The sequence below is a fragment of the Anaerolactibacter massiliensis genome (assembly GCF_900290205.1).
GTDB classification, from domain to species: Bacteria; Bacillota_I; Bacilli_A; order Erysipelotrichales; family Erysipelotrichaceae; genus Bulleidia; species Bulleidia intestinalis.
Genome location: NZ_OLMH01000001.1, coordinates 1 through 18746, shown reverse-complemented (window position 1 = coordinate 18746; position 18746 = coordinate 1). Strand labels below are relative to the sequence as shown.

At 52.0% G+C, this 18746-nt stretch carries 31 protein-coding genes; all 31 read left to right on the top strand.

Annotation, left to right across the window (positions count from 1 at the left end):
- Window positions 1–5: 5 nt before the first annotated feature.
- The 31 genes from rplD (at window position 6) to C7E00_RS00005 (ending at window position 18373) form a co-directional block, all read left to right on the top strand.
- Window positions 6–635 carry a 50S ribosomal protein L4 gene (rplD, locus tag C7E00_RS00155; protein WP_105302350.1) on the top strand — a complete coding sequence of 210 codons (630 nt, stop codon included), beginning with the start codon at window positions 6–8 and terminating at the stop codon, window positions 633–635.
- Window positions 635–928 (top strand): 50S ribosomal protein L23, encoded by a 294-nt coding sequence (rplW, locus tag C7E00_RS00150; RefSeq protein WP_154504289.1) that lies wholly within the window; start codon window positions 635–637, stop codon window positions 926–928. The genes rplD and rplW overlap by 1 nt, the downstream gene beginning before the upstream one ends.
- 67 nt (window positions 929–995) lie before the next feature.
- On the top strand, window positions 996–1829 hold the full coding sequence (rplB, locus tag C7E00_RS00145; protein ID WP_105302348.1) for a 50S ribosomal protein L2: 834 nt from the start codon (window positions 996–998) through the stop codon (window positions 1827–1829).
- A gap of 20 nt (window positions 1830–1849) precedes the next feature.
- A complete protein-coding gene (gene rpsS / locus C7E00_RS00140; RefSeq protein ID WP_105302347.1) occupies window positions 1850–2182 on the top strand; it encodes a 30S ribosomal protein S19 in 333 nt (110 codons plus the stop codon).
- Between the two features lie 14 nt (window positions 2183–2196).
- Window positions 2197–2532, top strand: coding sequence for a 50S ribosomal protein L22 (gene rplV / locus C7E00_RS00135; RefSeq protein ID WP_105302346.1), 336 nt, complete (start codon window positions 2197–2199; stop codon window positions 2530–2532).
- Between the two features lie 18 nt (window positions 2533–2550).
- Complete coding sequence (rpsC, locus tag C7E00_RS00130) at window positions 2551–3378, top strand: 30S ribosomal protein S3 (protein WP_105302345.1); 828 nt, start codon at window positions 2551–2553, stop codon at window positions 3376–3378.
- A gap of 2 nt (window positions 3379–3380) precedes the next feature.
- On the top strand, window positions 3381–3797 hold the full coding sequence (gene rplP, locus C7E00_RS00125; RefSeq protein WP_105302344.1) for a 50S ribosomal protein L16: 417 nt from the start codon (window positions 3381–3383) through the stop codon (window positions 3795–3797).
- Between the two features lie 3 nt (window positions 3798–3800).
- Window positions 3801–4004 (top strand): 50S ribosomal protein L29, encoded by a 204-nt coding sequence (rpmC, locus tag C7E00_RS00120; protein WP_105302343.1) that lies wholly within the window; start codon window positions 3801–3803, stop codon window positions 4002–4004.
- Window positions 4005–4018: 14 nt separating this feature from the next.
- Window positions 4019–4282 carry a 30S ribosomal protein S17 gene (gene rpsQ, locus C7E00_RS00115; RefSeq protein ID WP_204378551.1) on the top strand — a complete coding sequence of 88 codons (264 nt, stop codon included), beginning with the start codon at window positions 4019–4021 and terminating at the stop codon, window positions 4280–4282.
- A 19-nt stretch (window positions 4283–4301) separates the two neighbouring features.
- Window positions 4302–4670, top strand: coding sequence for a 50S ribosomal protein L14 (rplN, locus tag C7E00_RS00110; RefSeq protein WP_105302341.1), 369 nt, complete (start codon window positions 4302–4304; stop codon window positions 4668–4670).
- A 13-nt stretch (window positions 4671–4683) separates the two neighbouring features.
- Window positions 4684–5010, top strand: coding sequence for a 50S ribosomal protein L24 (gene rplX / locus C7E00_RS00105; RefSeq protein ID WP_105302340.1), 327 nt, complete (start codon window positions 4684–4686; stop codon window positions 5008–5010).
- On the top strand, window positions 5010–5558 hold the full coding sequence (gene rplE / locus C7E00_RS00100) for a 50S ribosomal protein L5 (RefSeq protein ID WP_105302339.1): 549 nt from the start codon (window positions 5010–5012) through the stop codon (window positions 5556–5558). Before rplX ends, rplE begins: the two co-directional genes overlap by 1 nt.
- Before the next feature lie 5 nt (window positions 5559–5563).
- A complete protein-coding gene (locus tag C7E00_RS00095; protein WP_105302338.1) occupies window positions 5564–5749 on the top strand; it encodes a type Z 30S ribosomal protein S14 in 186 nt (61 codons plus the stop codon).
- A gap of 22 nt (window positions 5750–5771) precedes the next feature.
- Entirely contained in the window at window positions 5772–6173 is a 402-nt protein-coding gene (gene rpsH, locus C7E00_RS00090; protein ID WP_105302337.1) for a 30S ribosomal protein S8, read from the top strand.
- 19 nt (window positions 6174–6192) lie between these two features.
- Window positions 6193–6741 (top strand): 50S ribosomal protein L6, encoded by a 549-nt coding sequence (rplF, locus tag C7E00_RS00085; RefSeq protein ID WP_105302336.1) that lies wholly within the window; start codon window positions 6193–6195, stop codon window positions 6739–6741.
- Window positions 6742–6759: 18 nt separating this feature from the next.
- Window positions 6760–7116 (top strand): 50S ribosomal protein L18, encoded by a 357-nt coding sequence (gene rplR / locus C7E00_RS00080; RefSeq protein WP_105302335.1) that lies wholly within the window; start codon window positions 6760–6762, stop codon window positions 7114–7116.
- Between the two features lie 20 nt (window positions 7117–7136).
- Window positions 7137–7661 (top strand): 30S ribosomal protein S5, encoded by a 525-nt coding sequence (gene rpsE, locus C7E00_RS00075; protein ID WP_105302334.1) that lies wholly within the window; start codon window positions 7137–7139, stop codon window positions 7659–7661.
- Window positions 7662–7674: 13 nt separating this feature from the next.
- Window positions 7675–8115 (top strand): 50S ribosomal protein L15, encoded by a 441-nt coding sequence (gene rplO, locus C7E00_RS00070; RefSeq protein ID WP_105302333.1) that lies wholly within the window; start codon window positions 7675–7677, stop codon window positions 8113–8115.
- Between the two features lies 1 nt (window position 8116).
- Window positions 8117–9400: a preprotein translocase subunit SecY gene (gene secY / locus C7E00_RS00065; RefSeq protein ID WP_105302332.1), complete on the top strand. Its 1284-nt coding sequence runs from the start codon at window positions 8117–8119 to the stop codon at window positions 9398–9400.
- An 18-nt stretch (window positions 9401–9418) separates the two neighbouring features.
- Window positions 9419–10069, top strand: coding sequence for an adenylate kinase (locus C7E00_RS00060; protein WP_105302331.1), 651 nt, complete (start codon window positions 9419–9421; stop codon window positions 10067–10069).
- 70 nt (window positions 10070–10139) lie between these two features.
- Window positions 10140–10358, top strand: a complete 219-nt coding sequence (gene infA / locus C7E00_RS00055) for a translation initiation factor IF-1 (protein ID WP_105302330.1) — start codon at window positions 10140–10142, stop codon at window positions 10356–10358.
- Window positions 10359–10374: 16 nt separating this feature from the next.
- Entirely contained in the window at window positions 10375–10488 is a 114-nt protein-coding gene (rpmJ, locus tag C7E00_RS00050) for a 50S ribosomal protein L36 (RefSeq protein WP_006525027.1), read from the top strand.
- Between the two features lie 21 nt (window positions 10489–10509).
- Entirely contained in the window at window positions 10510–10875 is a 366-nt protein-coding gene (gene rpsM / locus C7E00_RS00045; RefSeq protein WP_105302329.1) for a 30S ribosomal protein S13, read from the top strand.
- A 15-nt stretch (window positions 10876–10890) separates the two neighbouring features.
- A complete protein-coding gene (gene rpsK / locus C7E00_RS00040) occupies window positions 10891–11301 on the top strand; it encodes a 30S ribosomal protein S11 (RefSeq protein WP_105302328.1) in 411 nt (136 codons plus the stop codon).
- A 24-nt stretch (window positions 11302–11325) separates the two neighbouring features.
- The gene (locus C7E00_RS00035; RefSeq protein ID WP_105302327.1) at window positions 11326–12285 is read left to right on the top strand and encodes a DNA-directed RNA polymerase subunit alpha; all 960 of its coding nucleotides are present in this window, start codon (window positions 11326–11328) and stop codon (window positions 12283–12285) included.
- 16 nt (window positions 12286–12301) lie between these two features.
- Window positions 12302–12664, top strand: coding sequence for a 50S ribosomal protein L17 (gene rplQ / locus C7E00_RS00030; RefSeq protein ID WP_105302326.1), 363 nt, complete (start codon window positions 12302–12304; stop codon window positions 12662–12664).
- Between the two features lie 13 nt (window positions 12665–12677).
- Entirely contained in the window at window positions 12678–14438 is a 1761-nt protein-coding gene (locus C7E00_RS00025; RefSeq protein WP_105302325.1) for a glycosyltransferase family protein, read from the top strand.
- The gene (locus C7E00_RS00020; protein ID WP_105302324.1) at window positions 14435–15538 is read left to right on the top strand and encodes an alkaline phosphatase family protein; all 1104 of its coding nucleotides are present in this window, start codon (window positions 14435–14437) and stop codon (window positions 15536–15538) included. The genes C7E00_RS00025 and C7E00_RS00020 overlap by 4 nt, the downstream gene beginning before the upstream one ends.
- Window positions 15535–16710: a hypothetical protein gene (locus C7E00_RS00015; protein WP_105302323.1), complete on the top strand. Its 1176-nt coding sequence runs from the start codon at window positions 15535–15537 to the stop codon at window positions 16708–16710. The genes C7E00_RS00020 and C7E00_RS00015 overlap by 4 nt, the downstream gene beginning before the upstream one ends.
- 20 nt (window positions 16711–16730) lie before the next feature.
- Window positions 16731–17000 (top strand): ACT domain-containing protein, encoded by a 270-nt coding sequence (locus C7E00_RS00010; protein WP_105302322.1) that lies wholly within the window; start codon window positions 16731–16733, stop codon window positions 16998–17000.
- A gap of 11 nt (window positions 17001–17011) precedes the next feature.
- Window positions 17012–18373 carry a PFL family protein gene (locus C7E00_RS00005; protein ID WP_105302321.1) on the top strand — a complete coding sequence of 454 codons (1362 nt, stop codon included), beginning with the start codon at window positions 17012–17014 and terminating at the stop codon, window positions 18371–18373.
- Window positions 18374–18746: the final 373 nt, after the last annotated feature.

The window sequence follows — 18746 nt, the reverse complement described above, 5'->3', positions numbered from 1 at the left end:
AACTAATGTCCAAGATTGATGTTTACAATCAGGAAGCTAAAGTCGTGAAGTCGATGGAGCTGTCCGACGCCGTATTCGGAATCGAACCGAATCAGCAGGCAATCTATGACTCAGTCCTCGCTTATCAGGCGGGCCTGAGACAGGGAACGCATTCCACCAAGACCAGACACTTCGTTTCCGGAAGCGGCAAGAAGCCGTTCCGTCAGAAGGGAACCGGCCGTGCTCGTCAGGGTTCCACAAGAGCTACGCAGTGGAGACACGGCGCAATCGCCTTCGGACCTCATCCGAGAACATACAGCATCAAGCTGAACCGCAAGGTTCGCCGTCTGGCTCTGAAGTCTGCTCTGAGTGAGAAGGTCAAGGAGAGCAGCCTCACGGTGGTTGAGAATCTGAGCTTTGATGAAATCAAGACAAAGAAGGCAGTCGCACTGCTCGGTGCCTTCGGCTTCGACCGCAAGACGCTGCTGGTCGCCGACGCTTCTGAGGATTACGACAATGCATTCATGAGCTTCCGCAACATTCCGAATGCACTCGTGATTTCGGTCAGCGATCTCAATGTCTATGACATCGTTAATGCGGACAAGATTGTCTTCACCGAGAAGGCTGCAGAAACAGCTGGGGAGGTACTGGCATAATGAACGCACGTGACGTGATTATCCGCCCGATCGTTACTGAGAAGTCCATGAAGCTCAACGATCAGGACAATAAGATTACATTCGAAGTTGCAAAAGGCGCTAACAAGACGCAGGTTGCAATGGCAGTCAAGGAAATCTACAACATCACGCCGGTCAAGGTGAACATCGTGAATGTCCGCCCGAAGACCAAGCGGATGGGACGCTACGTCGGCAAGACGAATGCAGTCCGCAAGGCAATCGTGAAACTGCCGGAAGGACAGGACATCAGCCTGTTCAATGACGAGAACAAGTAATCGTTCTCAAACTATCGGAGGAACATCGCTATCTCCGGAAAATCTGCGAAAGGAAAAATAAAGGAAAATGGCAATCATCAAGTATAAGCCTACGAGCAACGGCCGCCGCAATATGAGCAGCCTCTCCCGGGCTAACATTACCAAGACCACTCCTGAAAAGAGCCTGCTGGCTCCGAAGAAGAGCAAGGGCGGACGCGGAAACACCGGCCGCATCACAACTCGTCATCAGGGTGGAGGCGTCAAGCAGAAGTACAGAATCATCGACTTCAAGAGAAACAAGGACAATGTCGAAGGAACGGTTGCTGCAATCGAATACGATCCGAACCGCAATGCCAACATTGCTCTGATCAATTACAAAGATGGTGAGAAGCGCTACATCATCGCTCCTCAGCAGCTCACAGTCGGTTCCAAGGTTGTCTCCGGCGAAGCAGCAGATATCAAGGTCGGCAATGCCATGGAACTGAGAAACATGCCTGAAGGTACCTTCGTTCACTGCGTTGAACTGGTTCCGGGCAAGGGCGGACAGATGGCACGTGCTGCCGGATGCTCCGCACAGATCCTCGGTTTTGACGGCCCGTATGCAACGCTCCGTCTGAGCTCCGGTGAAATCCGCAAGGTCCGTTCCCAGTGCCGTGCTACGGTCGGCATCGTCGGCAACGAAGATTATTCCCTTGTCAACCTCGGCAAGGCAGGCCGCTCCAGATGGATGGGCATCCGTCCTACGGTCCGCGGTTCTGCGATGAACCCGGTTGATCACCCGCACGGCGGCGGCGAAGGCAAGTGCCCGATCGGCCGCAAGAGCCCGATGACCCCTTGGGGAAAGAAGGCTATGGGTGTCAAGACCCGCAAGCATAAGCTCGCTTCCAATGCGCTGATCATGACCAGACGCAATGGTAAATAACTGAAAGGAGAAGAGAAGAGATGTCAAGAAGCATTAAAAAAGGCCCGTTCTGTGATGCCTACCTTCTGAAAAAGGTTGATGCACTGAACGCAGCAAATAAAAAAGAAGTCATCAAGACATGGTCCCGCCGTTCAGTCATTTACCCGAGTTTCGTTGAGCATACCTTCGCGGTATACAACGGCAAGGAATTCGTTCCGGTCTATGTCACAGAAGATATGGTCGGCCACAAGCTCGGCGAATTCGCTGCAACCCGCAAGTTCGGCGGACACGGCGATGGCAAGGTAAGCACTGGCGGTGCTGGTGCTGCAGCTGCAGCTGCATCTGTCGCTGCTGCAGCTGACAAGAAGGCGTAAGGAGGAGAAACAGCATGGATGTAAAAGCAACCGCAAAAACCGTTCGTGTCACTCCGCGCAAGGCACGCCTGGTACTGGACAATGTCAGAGGCAAGAGCGTTGAAGAAGCTCTGGCAATCCTGAAGTTCACACCGAACGAAGCAGCAAGAGCTGTGGAGAAGGTCGTGAAGAGTGCTGCAGCTAATGCAGTGCATAACAATCAGCTCGATGAGAGCAAGCTCTACATCAAGAGCTGCTACGCAGACTGCGGCGTTGTGATGAAGCGCTTCATGCCGAGAGCTAAGGGCAACGCAGCACAGATTCTGAAGAGAACGAGCCACATCACAGTTGTGGTATCGGATGAGAGATAAAGGGAGGAAGATCGAAATATGGGACAGAAAGTAAGTCCGATCGGAATGCGCGTCGGCGTCATCCGCGACTGGGAGTCCAGATGGTACGCTGATAAAGCAGACTACGCGAATCTTCTGAACGAAGACGTCAAGATCCGTAAGTTCCTCGAGAAGACCCTCAAGGATGCATATGTTTCCCGCATCGAGATTGAGCGTACTTCCAAGAAGGACTGCCACATCATCGTTCGCTGTGCAAGACCTGGTGCAGCAGTCGGCAAGGATGCTGATGGCAAGGACAAGGCAGACGCACTGAAGCAGCAGCTCGTCAAGCTGACGGGCGGCAAGGCAGTCAAGATTGACTTCGTGCAGGTTGCCAATCCGGATCTGGATGCTCATCTGGTTGCCCGCAAGATCTGCGAACAGCTGGAAGCACGTCAGTCCTTCCGGATTGCCCAGAAGAAGGCAATTCAGCAGACGATGCGTTCTGGTGCAAAGGGAATCAAGACTCTGGCTACCGGCCGTCTGGGCGGTGCAGAAATTGCCCGCAAGGAAGGCTATTCCCAGGGTGTCGTTCCGCTGCATACCCTGCGCAGCGATATCGACTACGCATGCGAGGAAGCACATACCACTTATGGCAAGCTGGGCGTGAAAGTCTGGATCTGCCGCGGTGAAGTTCTTCCTGGAAAGATGGTTGAAGAACCGAAGGCTCCGGAACGTCCGGCAAGAGACGGACGCCGCAATGGCCGCGGACGCAATGACAGACGCTTCAGCGGCCGCCGTCCTGCGAACGGAACTGCACCTGCAGCAAAACCGGCAGATGCCGGCAAGGCAGCAGCTCCTGAAGCAGCACAGGGAGGTAAGAACTGATTATGTTGATGCCGAATCGAGTAAAGTACAGAAGACCTCACCGTCTCAGCTATGAAGGCAAGTCCAAGGCCGGCCGTGACATCACGTTCGGTGAATACGGACTTGTTGCGATGGAAGGTGCTTATGTCAGCAGCAACCAGCTGGAAGCTGCGCGTGTAGCCATGACACGTTATATGGATCGTGGCGGCAAAGTCTGGATCAAAGTATTCCCGCAGCTTGCTAAGACAAAGAAGCCGCTCGAAGTACGAATGGGTTCTGGTAAAGGTGCTCCGGATCACTGGGTAGCAGTTGTTCAGAAAGGCCGTGTTCTCTTCGAGATCGGCGGCGTCGATGAAGCTACCGCGCGTGAGGCTCTGAGACTTGGCGCTAACAAGCTCGGCGTCAAAACCCGCTTTGCAAAGAAAGGCGAGGTAAAGTAAGCCATGAACGTTAAGGAAATCAGAGATATGAGCAATGAGGAACTCACCAAGGAGATCAGCTCCCTGTCTGAGGAACTCTACAGCCTGCGTTTCGCTCAGGCTACCGGAAGCCTTGAGAATCCTTCCAGAATGAAGGATATCAAGAAGACAATCGCCCGGATCAAGACTGTTCAGACCGAGCGTGCAAACGCAAAGGATGCGCAGTAAGGAGGACATGAATGATGGAAGAGAGAAATAACCGTAAGGTAATCCGCGGCACCGTCGTGTCCGACAAGATGGATAAGACGATTGTTGTTGAGATCGATACCACCAAGAGCCATCCGCTTTACGGAAGACACGTCAAGTATTCCAAGAAGTTCAAGGCTCATGACGAGAACAATGAAGCACATGTAGGCGATATCGTCGAAGTCATGGAGACCCGCCCGCTGTCCAAGGATAAGCATTTCCGTCTGGTCCGCGTCGTTGAGAAAGCAGTTGTTCTTTAAGCACTAGGAGGAGAAAGCAATGATCCAGAATGAAACAAGATTGAAGGTCGCTGACAATACCGGTGCTAAGGAACTCCTCGTGATCCACTGCATGGGAGGATCCACACGCAAGAGCGCCAACATCGGTGATGTTGTCGTGTGCTCCGTGAAGTCTGCGATTCCGAACGGCTCTGTCAAGCAGGGTCAGGTAGTCAAGGCGGTCATCGTCCGCACTGTCTACGGAATCAGCCGTGCTAATGGCAGCTACATCAAGTTCGATGAGAATGCTGCAGTCATCATCAAGGATGACAACACTCCGGCCGGAACCCGTATCTTCGGCCCGGTCGCAAGAGAACTCCGTGACAAGGGATACATGAAGATTGTCTCCCTGGCACCGGAAGTACTGTAAGGAGGTCAGTCTGATGAAAATCAAAACAGGCGATAAGGTCAAAGTAATCACTGGCCGCTACAAGGGAACCATCGGCGAAGTCAAGGCAGTTTCCCCGGCCAAGGGAAAGATCATCGTCGAAGGCGTCAACATGATCAAGAAGTCCGTGAAGCCTACGCAGGCTAATCCGGAAGGACAGATCGTCGAGCACGAAGCTCCGATCGATGTATCCAATGTCATGTATTATGATGAGAAGGCAAAGGAAACCTGCCGCATCGGATACAAGGTCAATGAGGACGGAACCAAGGTCCGCGTGAACAAGAAGACCGGCAAGGAAATCAAGGAGGGCAAGAAGAAGTAATGAACCGTCTTGAGCAGAAATACAAGGAAACTGTAAAGCCTTCCCTGATGAAGGAATTCGGATACACTTCCGTCATGGAATGCCCGAAACTCGAAAAGGTTGTCATCAACCTCGGCGTCGGCGACGCAATCACGAATCCGAAGGCTCTGGAAGAAGCAGTCAGCGAACTGACGCAGATCTCCGGCCAGAAGCCGGTCATCACGAAGGCTAAGAAGTCCATTGCAAACTTCAAGCTCCGTGAAGGCATGGCAATCGGAACCAAGGTTACGCTCCGCGGCGAACGCATGTATGACTTCCTGGACAAGCTGTTCAACATCTCGCTGCCGCGTGTCCGTGACTTCCACGGCGTCAGCACGACAGCATTCGACGGCCGCGGCAATTATACGCTCGGCGTCAAGGAACAGCTGATTTTCCCGGAAATCAACTTTGATAAGGTCAGCAAGGTGCGCGGCATGGATGTCGTCATCGTGACCACAGCAAAGACCAATAAAGAGGCATATGAACTGCTCGCTCAGCTCGGCATGCCGTTTGCGAAGAAGGAGGCCTGAAACCTATGGCAAAGACAAGTTTAAAGGTAAAGCAGAGCCGTCCTGCTAAGTATTCCACCAGAGAATACACACGGTGCCAGAGATGCGGCCGTCCGCACTCCGTGCTGAGAAAGTATGGCGTCTGCCGTATCTGCTTCCGCGAGCTGGCTTACAAGGGCCAGATCCCGGGTGTGAAGAAGGCAAGCTGGTAATCAGGAGAGGAGGAACACTAAGATGAATATGACAGATCCAATCGCCGACATGCTCACGAGAATCCGCAATGGCGTCGGTGCTCACCTGGACACAGTCGATGTTGCTCCGGTCTCCAAAGTCAAGCTGGAGATTGCCCGCATCCTCAAAGAGGAAGGCTACATCGCTAAGTATGAAGTCAGCGGCGAAGGCATTGATAAGAAGCTTACCGTCACTCTGAAGTACACAGATGACAAGAAGAGCGTCATCACCGGCATTAAGCGTATCTCCAAGCCGGGTCTGCGTGTCTATGCAAAGCAGGAGAATGTCCCGACTGTCCTCAATGGACTGGGAATCGCTATCATCTCCACAAGCGAAGGCATGATGACCGACAAGGAAGCACGTAAAAAGCACGCAGGCGGCGAAGTCATTGCCTACGTCTGGTAATTAGAGAAAGGAAAAAGAAATGTCACGTATCGGTAATAAAGCGATTACCATTCCTGAAGGCGTCGAAGTTACTGTCGCTGAAGGGAATGAGGTGACGGTTAAGGGTCCGAAGGGCACATTGACGAGAACATTCTCTCCGTTGATGACCATTGAAGCTAAGGACGGCACTGTCACAGTAAAACGTCCTAACGAAGAAAAGACCACCAAGCAGCTTCATGGAACAACCAGAGCTCTGATCGCAACAATGATTGAAGGTGTACACCAGAGCTATACGAAGACCCTCCAGATTGTGGGTATCGGCTATCGTGCATCCCTGTCCGGAAACAAGCTCACGATGGGACTGGGATTCTCTCATCCGGTTGAGATGACGGTCCCGTCTGATCTCACCGTAACATGCCCGGATGCGAACACGATCGTCATCAATGGTATTGATAAGCAGAGAGTCGGCCAGTTCGCTTCTGAAGTCAGAGCGCACAAGAAGCCGGAGCCTTATGGAGGAAAGGGAATCCGCTATAAGGATGAGCATGTCCGCCGTAAGGAAGGCAAGACTGCTGCTGCCAAGAAGTAATGGGAAGGAGAGAGTAATATGCTGAAGAAGACAAAGAAGAATGAAGAACGTCTCCGCAGACATGCACGTGTACGGAGAGTGGTCAGCGGAACTCCCGACTGCCCGAGACTGAATGTATACCGTTCCAACAAGCAGATCTATGCGCAGGTCATCGATGATACGACCGGCCGTACGCTGGCTGCATCCAGCAGCCTTCTGCTGAAGCTTGAGAACGGCAGCAACGTCGAAGCTGCCCGCAAGGTTGGCGAAGACATTGCGAAGAAGTGCAAGGAAGCAAACATCGAATCCGTACGCTTTGACCGCGGCGGGTATGTCTATCACGGAAGAGTCCAGGCACTGGCTGACGGTGCTCGTGAAGCAGGGCTCAAGTTCTGAGGGGAAAGGAGAATACAGAGATGGCAAACGAAGGAAAGAAACCGTTCAGAAGACCTCGCGAACCGAAAGAGTTCGATGATGTTGTAGTCTCCATCAACCGTGTCAGCAAAACCGTGAAAGGCGGACGCAGAATGCGTTTCGCTGCACTGGTCGTCATCGGCGATCATAAAGGCAGAGTAGGATTCGGCATGGGCAAGGCTGCAGAAGTACCGGATGCAATCAAGAAGGCAACAGAAGCTGCTAACAAGAATGTGTTCCGTGTACAGCTTACAGATAACAACCGCACAGTTCCGTCTGATGCGCTTGGCAAGCATGGTGCAACCAGTGTTGTGCTGAAGCCGGCTGCTCCTGGAACCGGAGTCATCGCAGGCGGCGCTGTCCGTTCCATTCTGGAGCTGGCTGGTGTCTCTGATGTCGTATCAAAGGTTATCGGAAGCCGTACCAGCGTCAACGTTGTGTATGCTACCCTGGATGCACTCCGCAGCATGCGCACGGTTGAAGAAGTTGCAAAGCTGCGCGGCAAGAAGATCAGCGAGATTCGCTGAGGAGGGACTCTAGATGAAACTGAATGAAATGAAAGCATCTGAAGGAGCCCGTTTCGTTTCAAAGAGAATCGGACGCGGCCTCGGATCCGGTACCGGCAAGACTTCCGGCAAAGGACAGAAGGGTCAGAACTCCAGAAGCGGCGGAGGCGTCGCAATCGGATTTGAAGGCGGCCAGACCCCTGCCTTCAAGAGATTCCCGAAGCGCGGCTTCACGAATTACACCCGCAAGGAGTACGCAATCGTCAATGTTGAGGATCTCAACAAGTTCGACGAAGGCGTTACGGTCGACTACGATGCACTGAAGGCTGCAGGACTGGTCGGCAAGAAGCTTGACGGGGTTAAGGTCCTCGGTCAGGGCAAGCTTGAGAAGAAGCTGACGGTCAAGGCAGCAAAGTTCTCCAAGACAGCTCTGAAAGCTATCGAAGAAGCAGGCGGAACAGCCGAGGTACTCTGAGATGATGCATACGTTCGCCAGCTTGTTCCGGAATAAGGAAATCCGCAAGAAGATCTTCTTTACTCTGGCAATGCTGCTGATCTATCGCATCGGTTCGGCAATCCCGGTACCAGGAGTTGACAGCGCTGCGCTGTCATCTTCCATTGCGGACAACTCGATCCTGAATATGATGAATCTTCTCGGAGGCGGCGCCTTCGAGAGGATGTCCGTATTCGCACTCGGCGTTACTCCGTATATTACCGCAAGCATTATCATCCAGCTGCTTTCCATGGATGTCATTCCGGCTCTTACCGAAATGGCAAAGTCCGGTGAAACCGGAAGAATCCAGATGGATAAGATCACCCGCTATCTGGCAGTAGTCCTGGCTTTCGTTCAGGCCTACTCCATGGTTTACGGGTTCGATAAGCAGTATGGAATTCTGACGAATTCCGCAATGTCTCAGTATCTGTATACGGCAACCATCCTGACCGCAGGAACGCAGTTCCTCGTCTGGATCGGCGATCGTATCAGCATGTTCGGTATCGGAAATGGTATCTCGATCATCATCTTCGCAGGTATCGTCTCCAATATGCCGGCCAGCTTCGCGGAAGTCTGGAGTATTCTGGTAAGCGGCTCTCAGCAGGGAGCAGTCTTCTCCGGCGTGCTTCAGTTCGTACTCTACTGTGTTCTGTATTTTGCGATCATCGTCGGTGTTGTCATCATGGAACTGGCGGTCCGCAAGATTCCGATCCAGTATACTTCCAGCTCGAATGTGAGAGGAGCAGGGGACATTACCTACCTGCCCTTCAAGATCAATTCTGCTTCTGTCATCCCGGTCATCTTCGCATCTTCGATCATGACCGCACCGCAGATCATCCTCAGCTTCATTGATACGGAAAAGTACACAGCACTCAGCAATTTCCTGAGTCTGCAGAAGCCGGTAGGACTGATCATCTATGCAGTGCTGACCTTCCTGTTCACGTTCTTCTATACAGACCTGCAGGTAGATCCGGATAAAGTAGCAGAGAACCTCGGCAAGTCCGGTGCTTATATTCCGGGCATCCGGCCGGGTTCCGAGACACGTACGTATCTCCACAAAGTTCTCAACCGCATCACGGTTCTGGGTGCTGCAGCCCTGACTGTGATCGCAGTGATTCCGTATCTGCTGCCGATGTTCACTTCGCTGCCTACCAGCGTATCCGTCGGCGGAACCGGAATCATCATCGTTGTCGGTGTTGCCATGGAAACCATGGCACAGCTGAAGGGACAGCTTACTCAGAAGCAGTACCACGGATTCCTCAAGTAATCCGGGAAAGGCAATGAGATGAACATTCTGATCATGGGACCGGCGGGAGCAGGCAAGGGCACGATGTCCGACCTGATTCTCAAGGAATACGACATTACGCACATTTCCACGGGAGATATGCTCCGTGAGAACGTGCGCAGCCATACGGAACTTGGTGAGAAGGCCAGATCCTATATGGAGGCCGGTCATCTTGTTCCGGATGAAGTGATCAATGCCATGGTTGAGAAACGGCTGCAGGAACCAGACTGCGAGAAGGGATATCTGCTTGATGGCTTCCCCCGCACACTCGTGCAGGCGCAGGCCTTCGATGAGATTTCTTCCCGGATCGGCCGCCCGGTTCAGGCAGTTCTCGCACTCCAGGTCGATTATGAAATCCTCAAGGAGCGCATTACGGGCAGAAGGATCTGTCCGAAGTGCGGGGCAATCTATCACATTCCGAACCACCCGCCTGTCAGAGAAGGCATCTGTGACGTGTGCGGCAGCGCGCTTGTTCAGCGCAAGGATGATACCATTGAACAGCTGAACGTACGCATGGAAGAGTATGAGAGCAGCACGAAGCCGGTGATTCAGTATTATGCAGACCGCGGTCTCGTGACGGTGATCGACGCTTCCGGGGAACGGGATACTACCTTTGCACAGATCCGAAAGGCTTTAGGAAAGGTTGCATAATCAGCAGTGATGCGGGTAACATATAAAGTGACCCGCATCGGCGCTGGTTTTATGAAGAAAGAGAGAATCAATGGGAAAACAGGACGTCATTGAAATGGACGGCATTGTTGAAGAGACACTACCTAATGCCAATTTTAAAGTGAAACTCCAGAATGGCATGGAGATCCGTGCCCACGTTGCTGGTAAAATCCGTATGAACTACATTCGCATTTTACCGGGAGATCGGGTCACCGTGGAGATTTCACCTTACGACTTAACACGTGGGCGTATTACCTACAGACACAAGTAGTCCAGGAGGCACAATCATGAAAGTAAGACCATCCGTAAAACCGATCTGCGACAAGTGCAGAGTGATCAAGCGCAAGGGCGTTGTAATGGTCATCTGCGAGAACCCGAAGCATAAACAGCGTCAGGGTTAATTCAGGAGGAGAAGAACACATATGGCACGTTTTGCAGGTGTGGATATTCCGGCTAACAAGAGAGTCGAAGTAGCCCTGACCTATATCTACGGCATCGGCCCGACCACTGCGAAGAAGATTCTCGCAGCAGCTGGTGTCAGCGGCGACATCCGTACCAAGGATCTGACTGATGCGCAGGAGACTGCGATCCGTCAGCAGATTGATGCGATCAAGACCGAAGGCGACCTTCGCCGTGAGCGCGCTCTCAATATCAAGCGTCTGATGGAAATCGGCTGCTACAGAGGCATGCGCCACAGAAGAGGCTTACCGGTTCGCGGTCAGCGTACGCGTACCAATGCTCGTACCCGTAAGGGACCGAGACGTACGGTTGCGAACAAGAAGAAGTAATCAGGAGGTCGTAAAATGGCAAACACAAAGAAGACCGCTGCTAAGAGCGCAGCTGTTCGTAAGAAGAAGAACAGAAGAAATGTGGCCAAGGGTGTTGCACACATCCATTCCACATTCAATAACACCATTGTCACGATTGCAGACGAACAGGGTAATGTCATCTCCTGGAGCTCTGCCGGAGCACTGGGTTACAAAGGATCCAGAAAGTCTACCCCGTATGTCGCACAGCTGTGCGGCGAAGCAGCTGCCAAGGCTGCTGTTATGCAGGGCATGAAGACTGTTGAAGTCAATGTCAAAGGTCCGGGTCCCGGACGTGAAGCTGCAGTTCGTTCCCTGGCTACTGCCGGACTGACGATCACTGCAATCAATGATGTGACTCCGATCCCGCATAACGGATGCCGCCCGCCGAAGAGGCCGCGTGGTTAATCTATAGAACAGGAGGATTGTTGCATGCAAAAGTTCGAACGCGCCGATTTTGAAGTTAAGGAATACGTTGAATCTGAAAACTATGGGAAGTTCGTCCTTTCTCCGCTTGAGAGAGGATTTGGCACCACGATCGGTAATGCACTGCGCAGAGTCCTGCTGTCCTCCCTTCCGGGAGCTGCGGTATTTTCCATCAAGGTAGATGGAGTTTACCACGAGTTCACTACAATCCCGGGTGTCCGCGAAGATGTATCCATGATCATCCTGCAGATCAAGCAGCTGATCATGAAGATCGAAGATGATGAAGTTTATTCCCTGCAGATTTCTGCAAAGGGTCCGTGCACAGTCACCGCTGGTGACATCATCTGCCCGGCCCAGGTCGAGATCCTGAACAAGGATCTGCCGATTGCCCACCTCGAAAAGGGCGCTACCCTCGAGATGGAGCTGAAGGCCAAGAACGGCCGCGGCTATGTCGGCAGCGATCTGAACAAGCAGCTGAATCAGGGAAGCTCTCAGGGAATCGGAACCGTATTCACCGATTCCATCTATACTCCGATTGAGAAAGTTGCATATGATGTAGAACCGACCCGTGTCGGTCAGGACACCAAGTATGATGAACTGACAATGGAGATCACGACAGATGGCTCCATCAATCCGCAGAAGGCACTTGCCCTGGCTGCGAAGATTCTGATTGACCACCTGGATATCGTCGCCGGCATCAATGATGAAGTCCTGGCTATGGACAACGTCATCAAGGAAGGCGGCGCAGAAGCTCCGAATAAGGGACAGCAGATGATGATCGAAGATCTCGATCTCTCTGTCCGTTCCTATAACTGCCTGAAGCGGGCTGGCATCCAGACCGTGGATGAGCTGACACAGAAGACCGAGGATGAGATGATGAGAGTCCGCAACCTCGGAAAGAAGTCTTTAAAAGAGGTTAAGGACAAGCTCACCGAACTCGGTCTGGGCTTCAAGTCCTTCGATTAATCAGGAGGAAATCAACATGTGGAATCGTAAATTCGGCAGAACAGCCGATCACCGCAAGGCGATGATGCGCAATCTCGCTACTTCGGTCATCCTCTATGGCAGAGTTGAGACAACTTACTCCAAGGCAATGGATATGCGTTCTGTTGTCGATGAGCTGATCACACTCGGCAAGAAGGGCGATCTTGCAGCTCGCAGACAGGCAGCTGCTTATCTCCGTGATGTCTATACTGACAAGACTGAGAAAGAGACTGTTCTGAAGAAGCTGTTTGATGAAGTTGCTCCGAAGTACGCTGACCGCAAGGGCGGATACACCAAGGTCACAAAGACCGGCGTCCGCCGCGGCGATGCTGCAGAGATGGCAATCATCGAACTGATCTAGTACAATAAAGCCTGTGAAAACAGGCTTTATTTTTTTATCCGGAAACCCGGATAGAAGCAGAAAAGCAAAAGCATTTCTCTTCCGGTTTCTGGCAGCAGCCATCCTGGCCTTTGCGGCCTGGCTTCCGTTTCTCAACGGCTCGATCGTGATGGGCAGCGATACCGCCTTCCATCTCAACCGGATCGAAGCGCTTTATACTGCTTTTTCCAATCATGACTATTTTCCCGGAATTTTCTGGGAACAGAATTACGGGTGGGGCTATGGCTCCCCGCTTTTCTATTCCAGTTTCTTCTTATCCATTCCCGCATGGTTCCGTATGAACGGCGTGTCCATGATGGATGCCTATCGTCTGTTCTGCTATCTGATCTTCTTTGCAAGTGCCTGGACAATGTACGGCTGTGCAGAGACCGTGATCAGGAAGAACCGGCTTTCTTATGTGCTGACCGCAGCTCTGTATCTCTTCTGCACCTACTGCTGGAGCGATTTGTACAACCGCGGAGCCGTCGGCGAAGCCCTGGCTGGTATCTTTATCCCTCTCGTCCTTCAGGCCTCGTATACGCTCTTCTATCGCGGTCAGAAAGGATGGCTGAGACTCGCATTCGGATTTGCCGGACTGCTGCTGTCTCATAACATCTCCTTCTTTTTGACCTTGATCTATTTCGTGATCTTCTGTCTGCTGCATATCAGAAGGCTGATCCGCCATCCGAAGATTCTCGTGAAGATTCTATGTGCCGGAATCCTCGGCTTCCTGCTTACTGCATGGTTCTCGCTGCCGATGCTGCAGCAGCTCAATACAGGCCTTTACCGCATCAGCACGTACTTCAACCAGGGCGAGTCATTGCAGAGCCTTGGAAACACGCTTACGGGGCTTCTGACGCTGATTCCGTTTGACCATGATCATTTAACCGCAACCTGCGGCGTTTGCCTCCTCTTGATGCCTGTATTGGTCTTCTTCACGCCGAAACGGAAAGGATCCCGCTATATCCGGATCATCGCAATTTCCGGTTACGTCATGTTAGCCATGACACTGAAGTATTTCCCATGGGTCCTGTTCCCGTTCATGAGCTTCATGCAGTTTCCACACCGCTTCTTCACGATCAGTGCCCCATTCCTCGCCCTGGCCTCCGGCTATGGCTTTGCCTGGTTTCCCTTCCCGGCAGCAGATGTCAGAAATATCCGTCTCAGCATCACTGGTGCTGCAGTCATACTGATGCTGCTGCAGGTCAATTCGCAGTACAGCTACGGTGGTTCGTTCACCGATGCCACGACTCCGGATCAGCTGAAGACCAATGATGCCTTTGCCTACAACGTGGATAATGCATGGTATTCCATCATGGAGCTCTCCACGCCGGACTATCTTCCTTCTGACAAATCCATCGTCTATTCTGAAGACAAGCGCACGATCGTCCATGGCGATATGACCGACAGCGTATTCGATGAAACCTATAATTCTCTTGCCTGGCACTATGACGGCGGTGGTATCTACCGCTTCCCGAAGACCTGGTATGACGGATTCGCCGTCACGGTGGAAAAAGGAGATACCATTCTGTACCAGACCACGGAGACCAGTGCCGATCCGGATACCGGCGAGGTCGTCTTCGAACTTCCCGACGGTCTTGACAGTGAAAGCACGATTGTCCTTTCCTATGAAGGAACTTCTCTCCGGAAGAACATGATCAGGCTCTCGCGCCTGACCCTGTATGTATTCGTCTTCTGCGACGCTGCATATCAGATCGCCAGAAGCATCAGGAGGAAGAAAGGAGCAGCGAAATGAAATGGGATTATGAACATAATCTTCTGAACGTCAGCGCCAGCCTGCACCGCTGGTATGGCCTGCCATCAGAATATGAAGGAAACAGATCCGTTGATGCATGGCTGAACCAGCATCACTTCCGCACTATCATCGCTCTGCTCATCGACGGCATGGGGACTGAGATCCTGAAACCGAAACTGAAAGAGAACTCTTTTTTCCGCACCTTTCTCTCTGATTCGGTTTCTACGGTATATCCGCCGACCACCACTGCCGCAACGACTTCTTTTCTGACTGGAAAAAGTCCGAGGGAAAACGGCTGGCTCGGATGGAATCAGTACTTTGCGGAGGAAGATGATCAGATCATCCTCTTCCGCCATCACAGCGAGTACGGAACGGCAGAATATCCGGATGACTTTGCCGAACGTCATCTGCCGATCCGGAAGATCTATGACGAGCTCAATGCCAATGGCATCAAGGCTGACAGCGTATGGCCATCCTGGGCACCCCATAACCCTTCGAAAGACTATGAAGACCTGCTGAACAATCTCCTTCAGAAAGCATCAGGCTTTGAGATGCGTTTTCTCTACGGCTACTGGGACGAACTGGATTCGTATATGCATGCATACGGGCCATCAAGCCCCGGAACTAAGGAGATGCTGAACGATCTCGACGCAGCGACCAGATCCTTTGCAGAAAAGCTATCGGAAGATACTGGTCTCCTGATTATTGCCGATCATGGCCAGATCGATGTCCAGAGTTATGACATGAAGAACGATGCAGAATTATGTTCCTTCTTCCGCAAAGCCCCTTCTCTTGAAGCAAGAACCGTGGCCTTTTTCATCAGAGAAGAGAAGAAAGCAGGCTTCCCGGAATTCTTCCATGAACGCTTCGGCGATCAGTTCATTCTGAAGCCAAGCAGCGATCCCGAAGCACAGGCAATGTTCGGACCAGGCAGGCCATCCGAGCACTTTGAAGCATTCTTAGGAGACTATCTGGCCTTTGCGGTTACCCCATTGCAGCTATGCTATGGAAAAGGAACCGACCTCCGCGGAAACCATGCAGGCATGATGCATGATGAAGCCGCAGTTCCGGTGATTCTCTATCCGGAGGTATCCGAATGAAGCGTCTTCTTCCTGCGGTTCTATGTCTTTCTTTATGTGCATGCACGCAGGTTTCAGAACCGTCTTCTTCTGCCTCTCCATCTTCATCCGCTTCTTCTTCACAGGAGCCATCAGCAGATATAGTCGAGTCTCCGGATTCCTGGACCGTATCCGTGCAGAGATCAGAAGAATTTGATTTTGAAGACGGAACGATGCAGACGTTTGATCTCGACGGCATGCTGGCAGCAGCCAGCGTTTCCGACAATCCGGACGCCCATCTGCTTCTGAATATCAATGCCAACGGACTGGAATCGAAGATGGAAGGATGGTACACCGGCGGCCGTCTCTATAACACGTATAACAGCGTGAACTATTATGAAGACCTCACCCTCAGCAATCTCGAAAAGATGCTGCTCGTGCCGATCGGAGAGAAAACCTATTCCGATGACGAGATCGCTTCGGAAGAGAATTCCGGAGAAGGCACAGATCATACCCGATCGATCACGCTGACCACGGAAGCAGCTCTCAGTCTCTATCTCAGCGAATATGACCAGAACAATCTCAGCCAGTACGAGAACCTGGAGATGAATTCCGGAGTCATTGAAGAAACCTATGACTCCGAAGGAAAACTGATTCGCCGCACTTCAGAGTTCCAGTGCACCTTTTCGGTGCAAGGAAGTCCGGTTGCCCTGAAGACAGATACCTCGCTGGAATATTCCATGCGCAATGAGACCGCAGTGGAAATCCCTTCAGAAATCACAGAGAATCCGGATACGTATGTGAGCTATCTCGATATCGACACCGAAGCAATTTCCGATGCTGATCTGGAAGCAGATGCACCGGCATCCACCGCCACCGAGACCTTCCGCAAACGCCTGATTTCCAGGCTCGGATATGAAGTCGAAGACAATGGCATGTATTACACCGAATTCAATGACAATGAATCGTATGAGATTGATTTCGAGCACGACCAGTTCATCTATCGCAATTATTCCACTTCGTATGTCTACAACTGGAAAGGGGATTACGGCGGTTTCGGCAGTTCCTGCAGCATTGATTTCAGCAGCGGGGTGTATACCGACGGATGCGATGAAGATGTCGTCGAGATGATGAAAACCGTGCGCAATTTCTTTATCATGGAGCTGTATTACTGCGGGGTATCGCTGAATGACCTGCAGAAGGAAGCAGACTGACCAGACTGGAGGATGGAACGATGAAGGCAGTTATCTCAGTAGTGGGCAAGGATCGCCCGGGAATTCTTGCATTTGTGGCAAATCAGTGCGCAGACCGCAATATCAATATCGAAGACGTCACGCAGAAGATCCTGCAGGATATGTTCACAATGGTCATGATCGTGAATATTCCGGAAGACTTAGCCAACTTCGGAAGGCTCACGGAAGAAATCGAGCAGGCTGGCGAAGAACAGGGCCTGAAGATCCATCTCATGCATGAAGATATCTTCAATGCGATGCATACCATCTGAGGAAAGAAACGATGCAGATCAGAGAAGAGAAAATTCTGGAAACCATTCACATGATCGATGAGGAATGTCTGGATATCCGTACGGTAACCATGGGCATTTCGCTGCTGGACTGCGCGGATGCGGATATTGAGAAATCCTGCGAGAAGATCTACCGGAAGATCACCACCAAAGCTGAGCACTTAGTAGAAACGGCCGAAGAGATTTCCAGAGAATATGGCATTCCGATCGTGAACAAGCGGATTTCCGTCACCCCGATAGCCCTGCTGCAGAGCGTCAGCGGCGGGGATCCGGTCCTCTATGCAAAGACCCTGGACAAGGCAGCGAAAGACCTCGGGGTCAATTTCATCGGTGGCTATTCTGCACTGGTTCAGAAAGGCATGACGAAGGGAGACGAAGAACTGATCCGCTCCATTCCTAGAGCCCTAAGCGAAACAGACGTCGTCTGCTCCAGCGTCAATGTCGGTTCTACCAGAGCAGGCATCAACATGGATGCTGTGAAGATGATGGGCCCCATCATCCGGGAATGTGCAGAACGGACCAAGGACAATAACTGCTTCGGCGCATCTAAGCTGGTTGTGTTCTGCAATGCCGTAGAAGATAACCCATTCATGGCAGGTGCGTTCCATGGAATCTCAGAACCGGATTGCGTCATCAATGTCGGCGTATCCGGACCTGGCGTCGTGCGCGAAGCCGTCCGCAAAGCCGGAAAAGACTGCACGATGGATGAGATTGCCGAAGTCATCAAGAAGACCGCATTCAAGATTACCCGCATGGGTCAGCTCGTCGGCACCGAAGCAGCCAGACGGCTGAATGTGCCATTCGGCATCGTAGATCTTTCCCTTGCCCCGACGCCGGCTGTCGGCGATTCAGTTGCCCGCATCCTGGAAGAGATCGGGCTGGAGAGCACTGGCGGACCTGGCACGACTGCATGCCTGGCGATGCTCAATGATGCCGTCAAGAAAGGTGGCGTCATGGCTAGTTCTTCCGTAGGAGGCTTAAGCGGTGCGTTCATTCCGGTGTCAGAAGATGCAGGCATGATCGAAGCAGCTGAAAAAGGCATCCTGTCAGTGGAAAAGCTGGAAGCGATGACTGCGGTATGTTCGGTGGGCCTGGATATGATCATCATTCCGGGAGATACGCCAGCTGAGACAATCAGCGCGATGATTGCGGATGAAGCTGCGATCGGCATGATCAATACGAAGACAACTGCAGTGCGCGTCATCCCTGCAATCGGGAAGAAAGCAGGCGATTCGCTCGAGTTCGGCGGCCTGATGGGATACGGACCGGTGATGGCGGTCAGAACCGTCAGCCCGGCAGTGATGATCAGCCGCGGCGGAAGGATTCCATCCCCGATCAACAGCCTGAAGAATTAATCATGAATCATGAGGCCGGGAAACCGGCCTTTCATATACCCGGAAAGCCTGAGCAATTGGCCACCCAATCACTTATTGAAAAAATGAAAAAAACTAATTGACTAAAGGGAGAGAGGGATGCTATATTCTTTGAGCACGCGGCGAGAGAGCCTGGGGCAAGGACAAAAGAGGAAGAAATTTCTCAGAAAGTAATTGACAGGGGCGTGCAGAAGTGATAATCTCTTGAATTGCACGGCGAGAGCCGATGCGAGAGATCTTTGAAAACTGAACAGGAATTAAGCAACGAAAAAGAACGTCAAATTCCGATAAGGAAAGAAGACTGACGAAAGTCAGCGAAGAATAGAGTCAAATCAAATGGAGAGTTTGATCCTGG

What these genes read in the sequence shown, in the direction of transcription:
- rplD (WP_105302350.1), top strand. Translation starts at nt 6, where the DNA reads ATGTCCAAGATTGATGTTTACAATCAGGAAGCTAAAGTCGTGAAGTCG.
- rplW (WP_154504289.1), top strand. Translation starts at nt 635, where the DNA reads ATGAACGCACGTGACGTGATTATCCGCCCGATCGTTACTGAGAAGTCC.
- rplB (WP_105302348.1), top strand. Translation starts at nt 996, where the DNA reads ATGGCAATCATCAAGTATAAGCCTACGAGCAACGGCCGCCGCAATATG.
- rpsS (WP_105302347.1), top strand. Translation starts at nt 1,850, where the DNA reads ATGTCAAGAAGCATTAAAAAAGGCCCGTTCTGTGATGCCTACCTTCTG.
- rplV (WP_105302346.1), top strand. Translation starts at nt 2,197, where the DNA reads ATGGATGTAAAAGCAACCGCAAAAACCGTTCGTGTCACTCCGCGCAAG.
- rpsC (WP_105302345.1), top strand. Translation starts at nt 2,551, where the DNA reads ATGGGACAGAAAGTAAGTCCGATCGGAATGCGCGTCGGCGTCATCCGC.
- rplP (WP_105302344.1), top strand. Translation starts at nt 3,381, where the DNA reads ATGTTGATGCCGAATCGAGTAAAGTACAGAAGACCTCACCGTCTCAGC.
- rpmC (WP_105302343.1), top strand. Translation starts at nt 3,801, where the DNA reads ATGAACGTTAAGGAAATCAGAGATATGAGCAATGAGGAACTCACCAAG.
- rpsQ (WP_204378551.1), top strand. Translation starts at nt 4,019, where the DNA reads ATGGAAGAGAGAAATAACCGTAAGGTAATCCGCGGCACCGTCGTGTCC.
- rplN (WP_105302341.1), top strand. Translation starts at nt 4,302, where the DNA reads ATGATCCAGAATGAAACAAGATTGAAGGTCGCTGACAATACCGGTGCT.
- rplX (WP_105302340.1), top strand. Translation starts at nt 4,684, where the DNA reads ATGAAAATCAAAACAGGCGATAAGGTCAAAGTAATCACTGGCCGCTAC.
- rplE (WP_105302339.1), top strand. Translation starts at nt 5,010, where the DNA reads ATGAACCGTCTTGAGCAGAAATACAAGGAAACTGTAAAGCCTTCCCTG.
- C7E00_RS00095 (WP_105302338.1), top strand. Translation starts at nt 5,564, where the DNA reads ATGGCAAAGACAAGTTTAAAGGTAAAGCAGAGCCGTCCTGCTAAGTAT.
- rpsH (WP_105302337.1), top strand. Translation starts at nt 5,772, where the DNA reads ATGAATATGACAGATCCAATCGCCGACATGCTCACGAGAATCCGCAAT.
- rplF (WP_105302336.1), top strand. Translation starts at nt 6,193, where the DNA reads ATGTCACGTATCGGTAATAAAGCGATTACCATTCCTGAAGGCGTCGAA.
- rplR (WP_105302335.1), top strand. Translation starts at nt 6,760, where the DNA reads ATGCTGAAGAAGACAAAGAAGAATGAAGAACGTCTCCGCAGACATGCA.
- rpsE (WP_105302334.1), top strand. Translation starts at nt 7,137, where the DNA reads ATGGCAAACGAAGGAAAGAAACCGTTCAGAAGACCTCGCGAACCGAAA.
- rplO (WP_105302333.1), top strand. Translation starts at nt 7,675, where the DNA reads ATGAAACTGAATGAAATGAAAGCATCTGAAGGAGCCCGTTTCGTTTCA.
- secY (WP_105302332.1), top strand. Translation starts at nt 8,117, where the DNA reads ATGATGCATACGTTCGCCAGCTTGTTCCGGAATAAGGAAATCCGCAAG.
- C7E00_RS00060 (WP_105302331.1), top strand. Translation starts at nt 9,419, where the DNA reads ATGAACATTCTGATCATGGGACCGGCGGGAGCAGGCAAGGGCACGATG.
- infA (WP_105302330.1), top strand. Translation starts at nt 10,140, where the DNA reads ATGGGAAAACAGGACGTCATTGAAATGGACGGCATTGTTGAAGAGACA.
- rpmJ (WP_006525027.1), top strand. Translation starts at nt 10,375, where the DNA reads ATGAAAGTAAGACCATCCGTAAAACCGATCTGCGACAAGTGCAGAGTG.
- rpsM (WP_105302329.1), top strand. Translation starts at nt 10,510, where the DNA reads ATGGCACGTTTTGCAGGTGTGGATATTCCGGCTAACAAGAGAGTCGAA.
- rpsK (WP_105302328.1), top strand. Translation starts at nt 10,891, where the DNA reads ATGGCAAACACAAAGAAGACCGCTGCTAAGAGCGCAGCTGTTCGTAAG.
- C7E00_RS00035 (WP_105302327.1), top strand. Translation starts at nt 11,326, where the DNA reads ATGCAAAAGTTCGAACGCGCCGATTTTGAAGTTAAGGAATACGTTGAA.
- rplQ (WP_105302326.1), top strand. Translation starts at nt 12,302, where the DNA reads ATGTGGAATCGTAAATTCGGCAGAACAGCCGATCACCGCAAGGCGATG.
- C7E00_RS00020 (WP_105302324.1), top strand. Translation starts at nt 14,435, where the DNA reads ATGAAATGGGATTATGAACATAATCTTCTGAACGTCAGCGCCAGCCTG.
- C7E00_RS00015 (WP_105302323.1), top strand. Translation starts at nt 15,535, where the DNA reads ATGAAGCGTCTTCTTCCTGCGGTTCTATGTCTTTCTTTATGTGCATGC.
- C7E00_RS00010 (WP_105302322.1), top strand. Translation starts at nt 16,731, where the DNA reads ATGAAGGCAGTTATCTCAGTAGTGGGCAAGGATCGCCCGGGAATTCTT.
- C7E00_RS00005 (WP_105302321.1), top strand. Translation starts at nt 17,012, where the DNA reads ATGCAGATCAGAGAAGAGAAAATTCTGGAAACCATTCACATGATCGAT.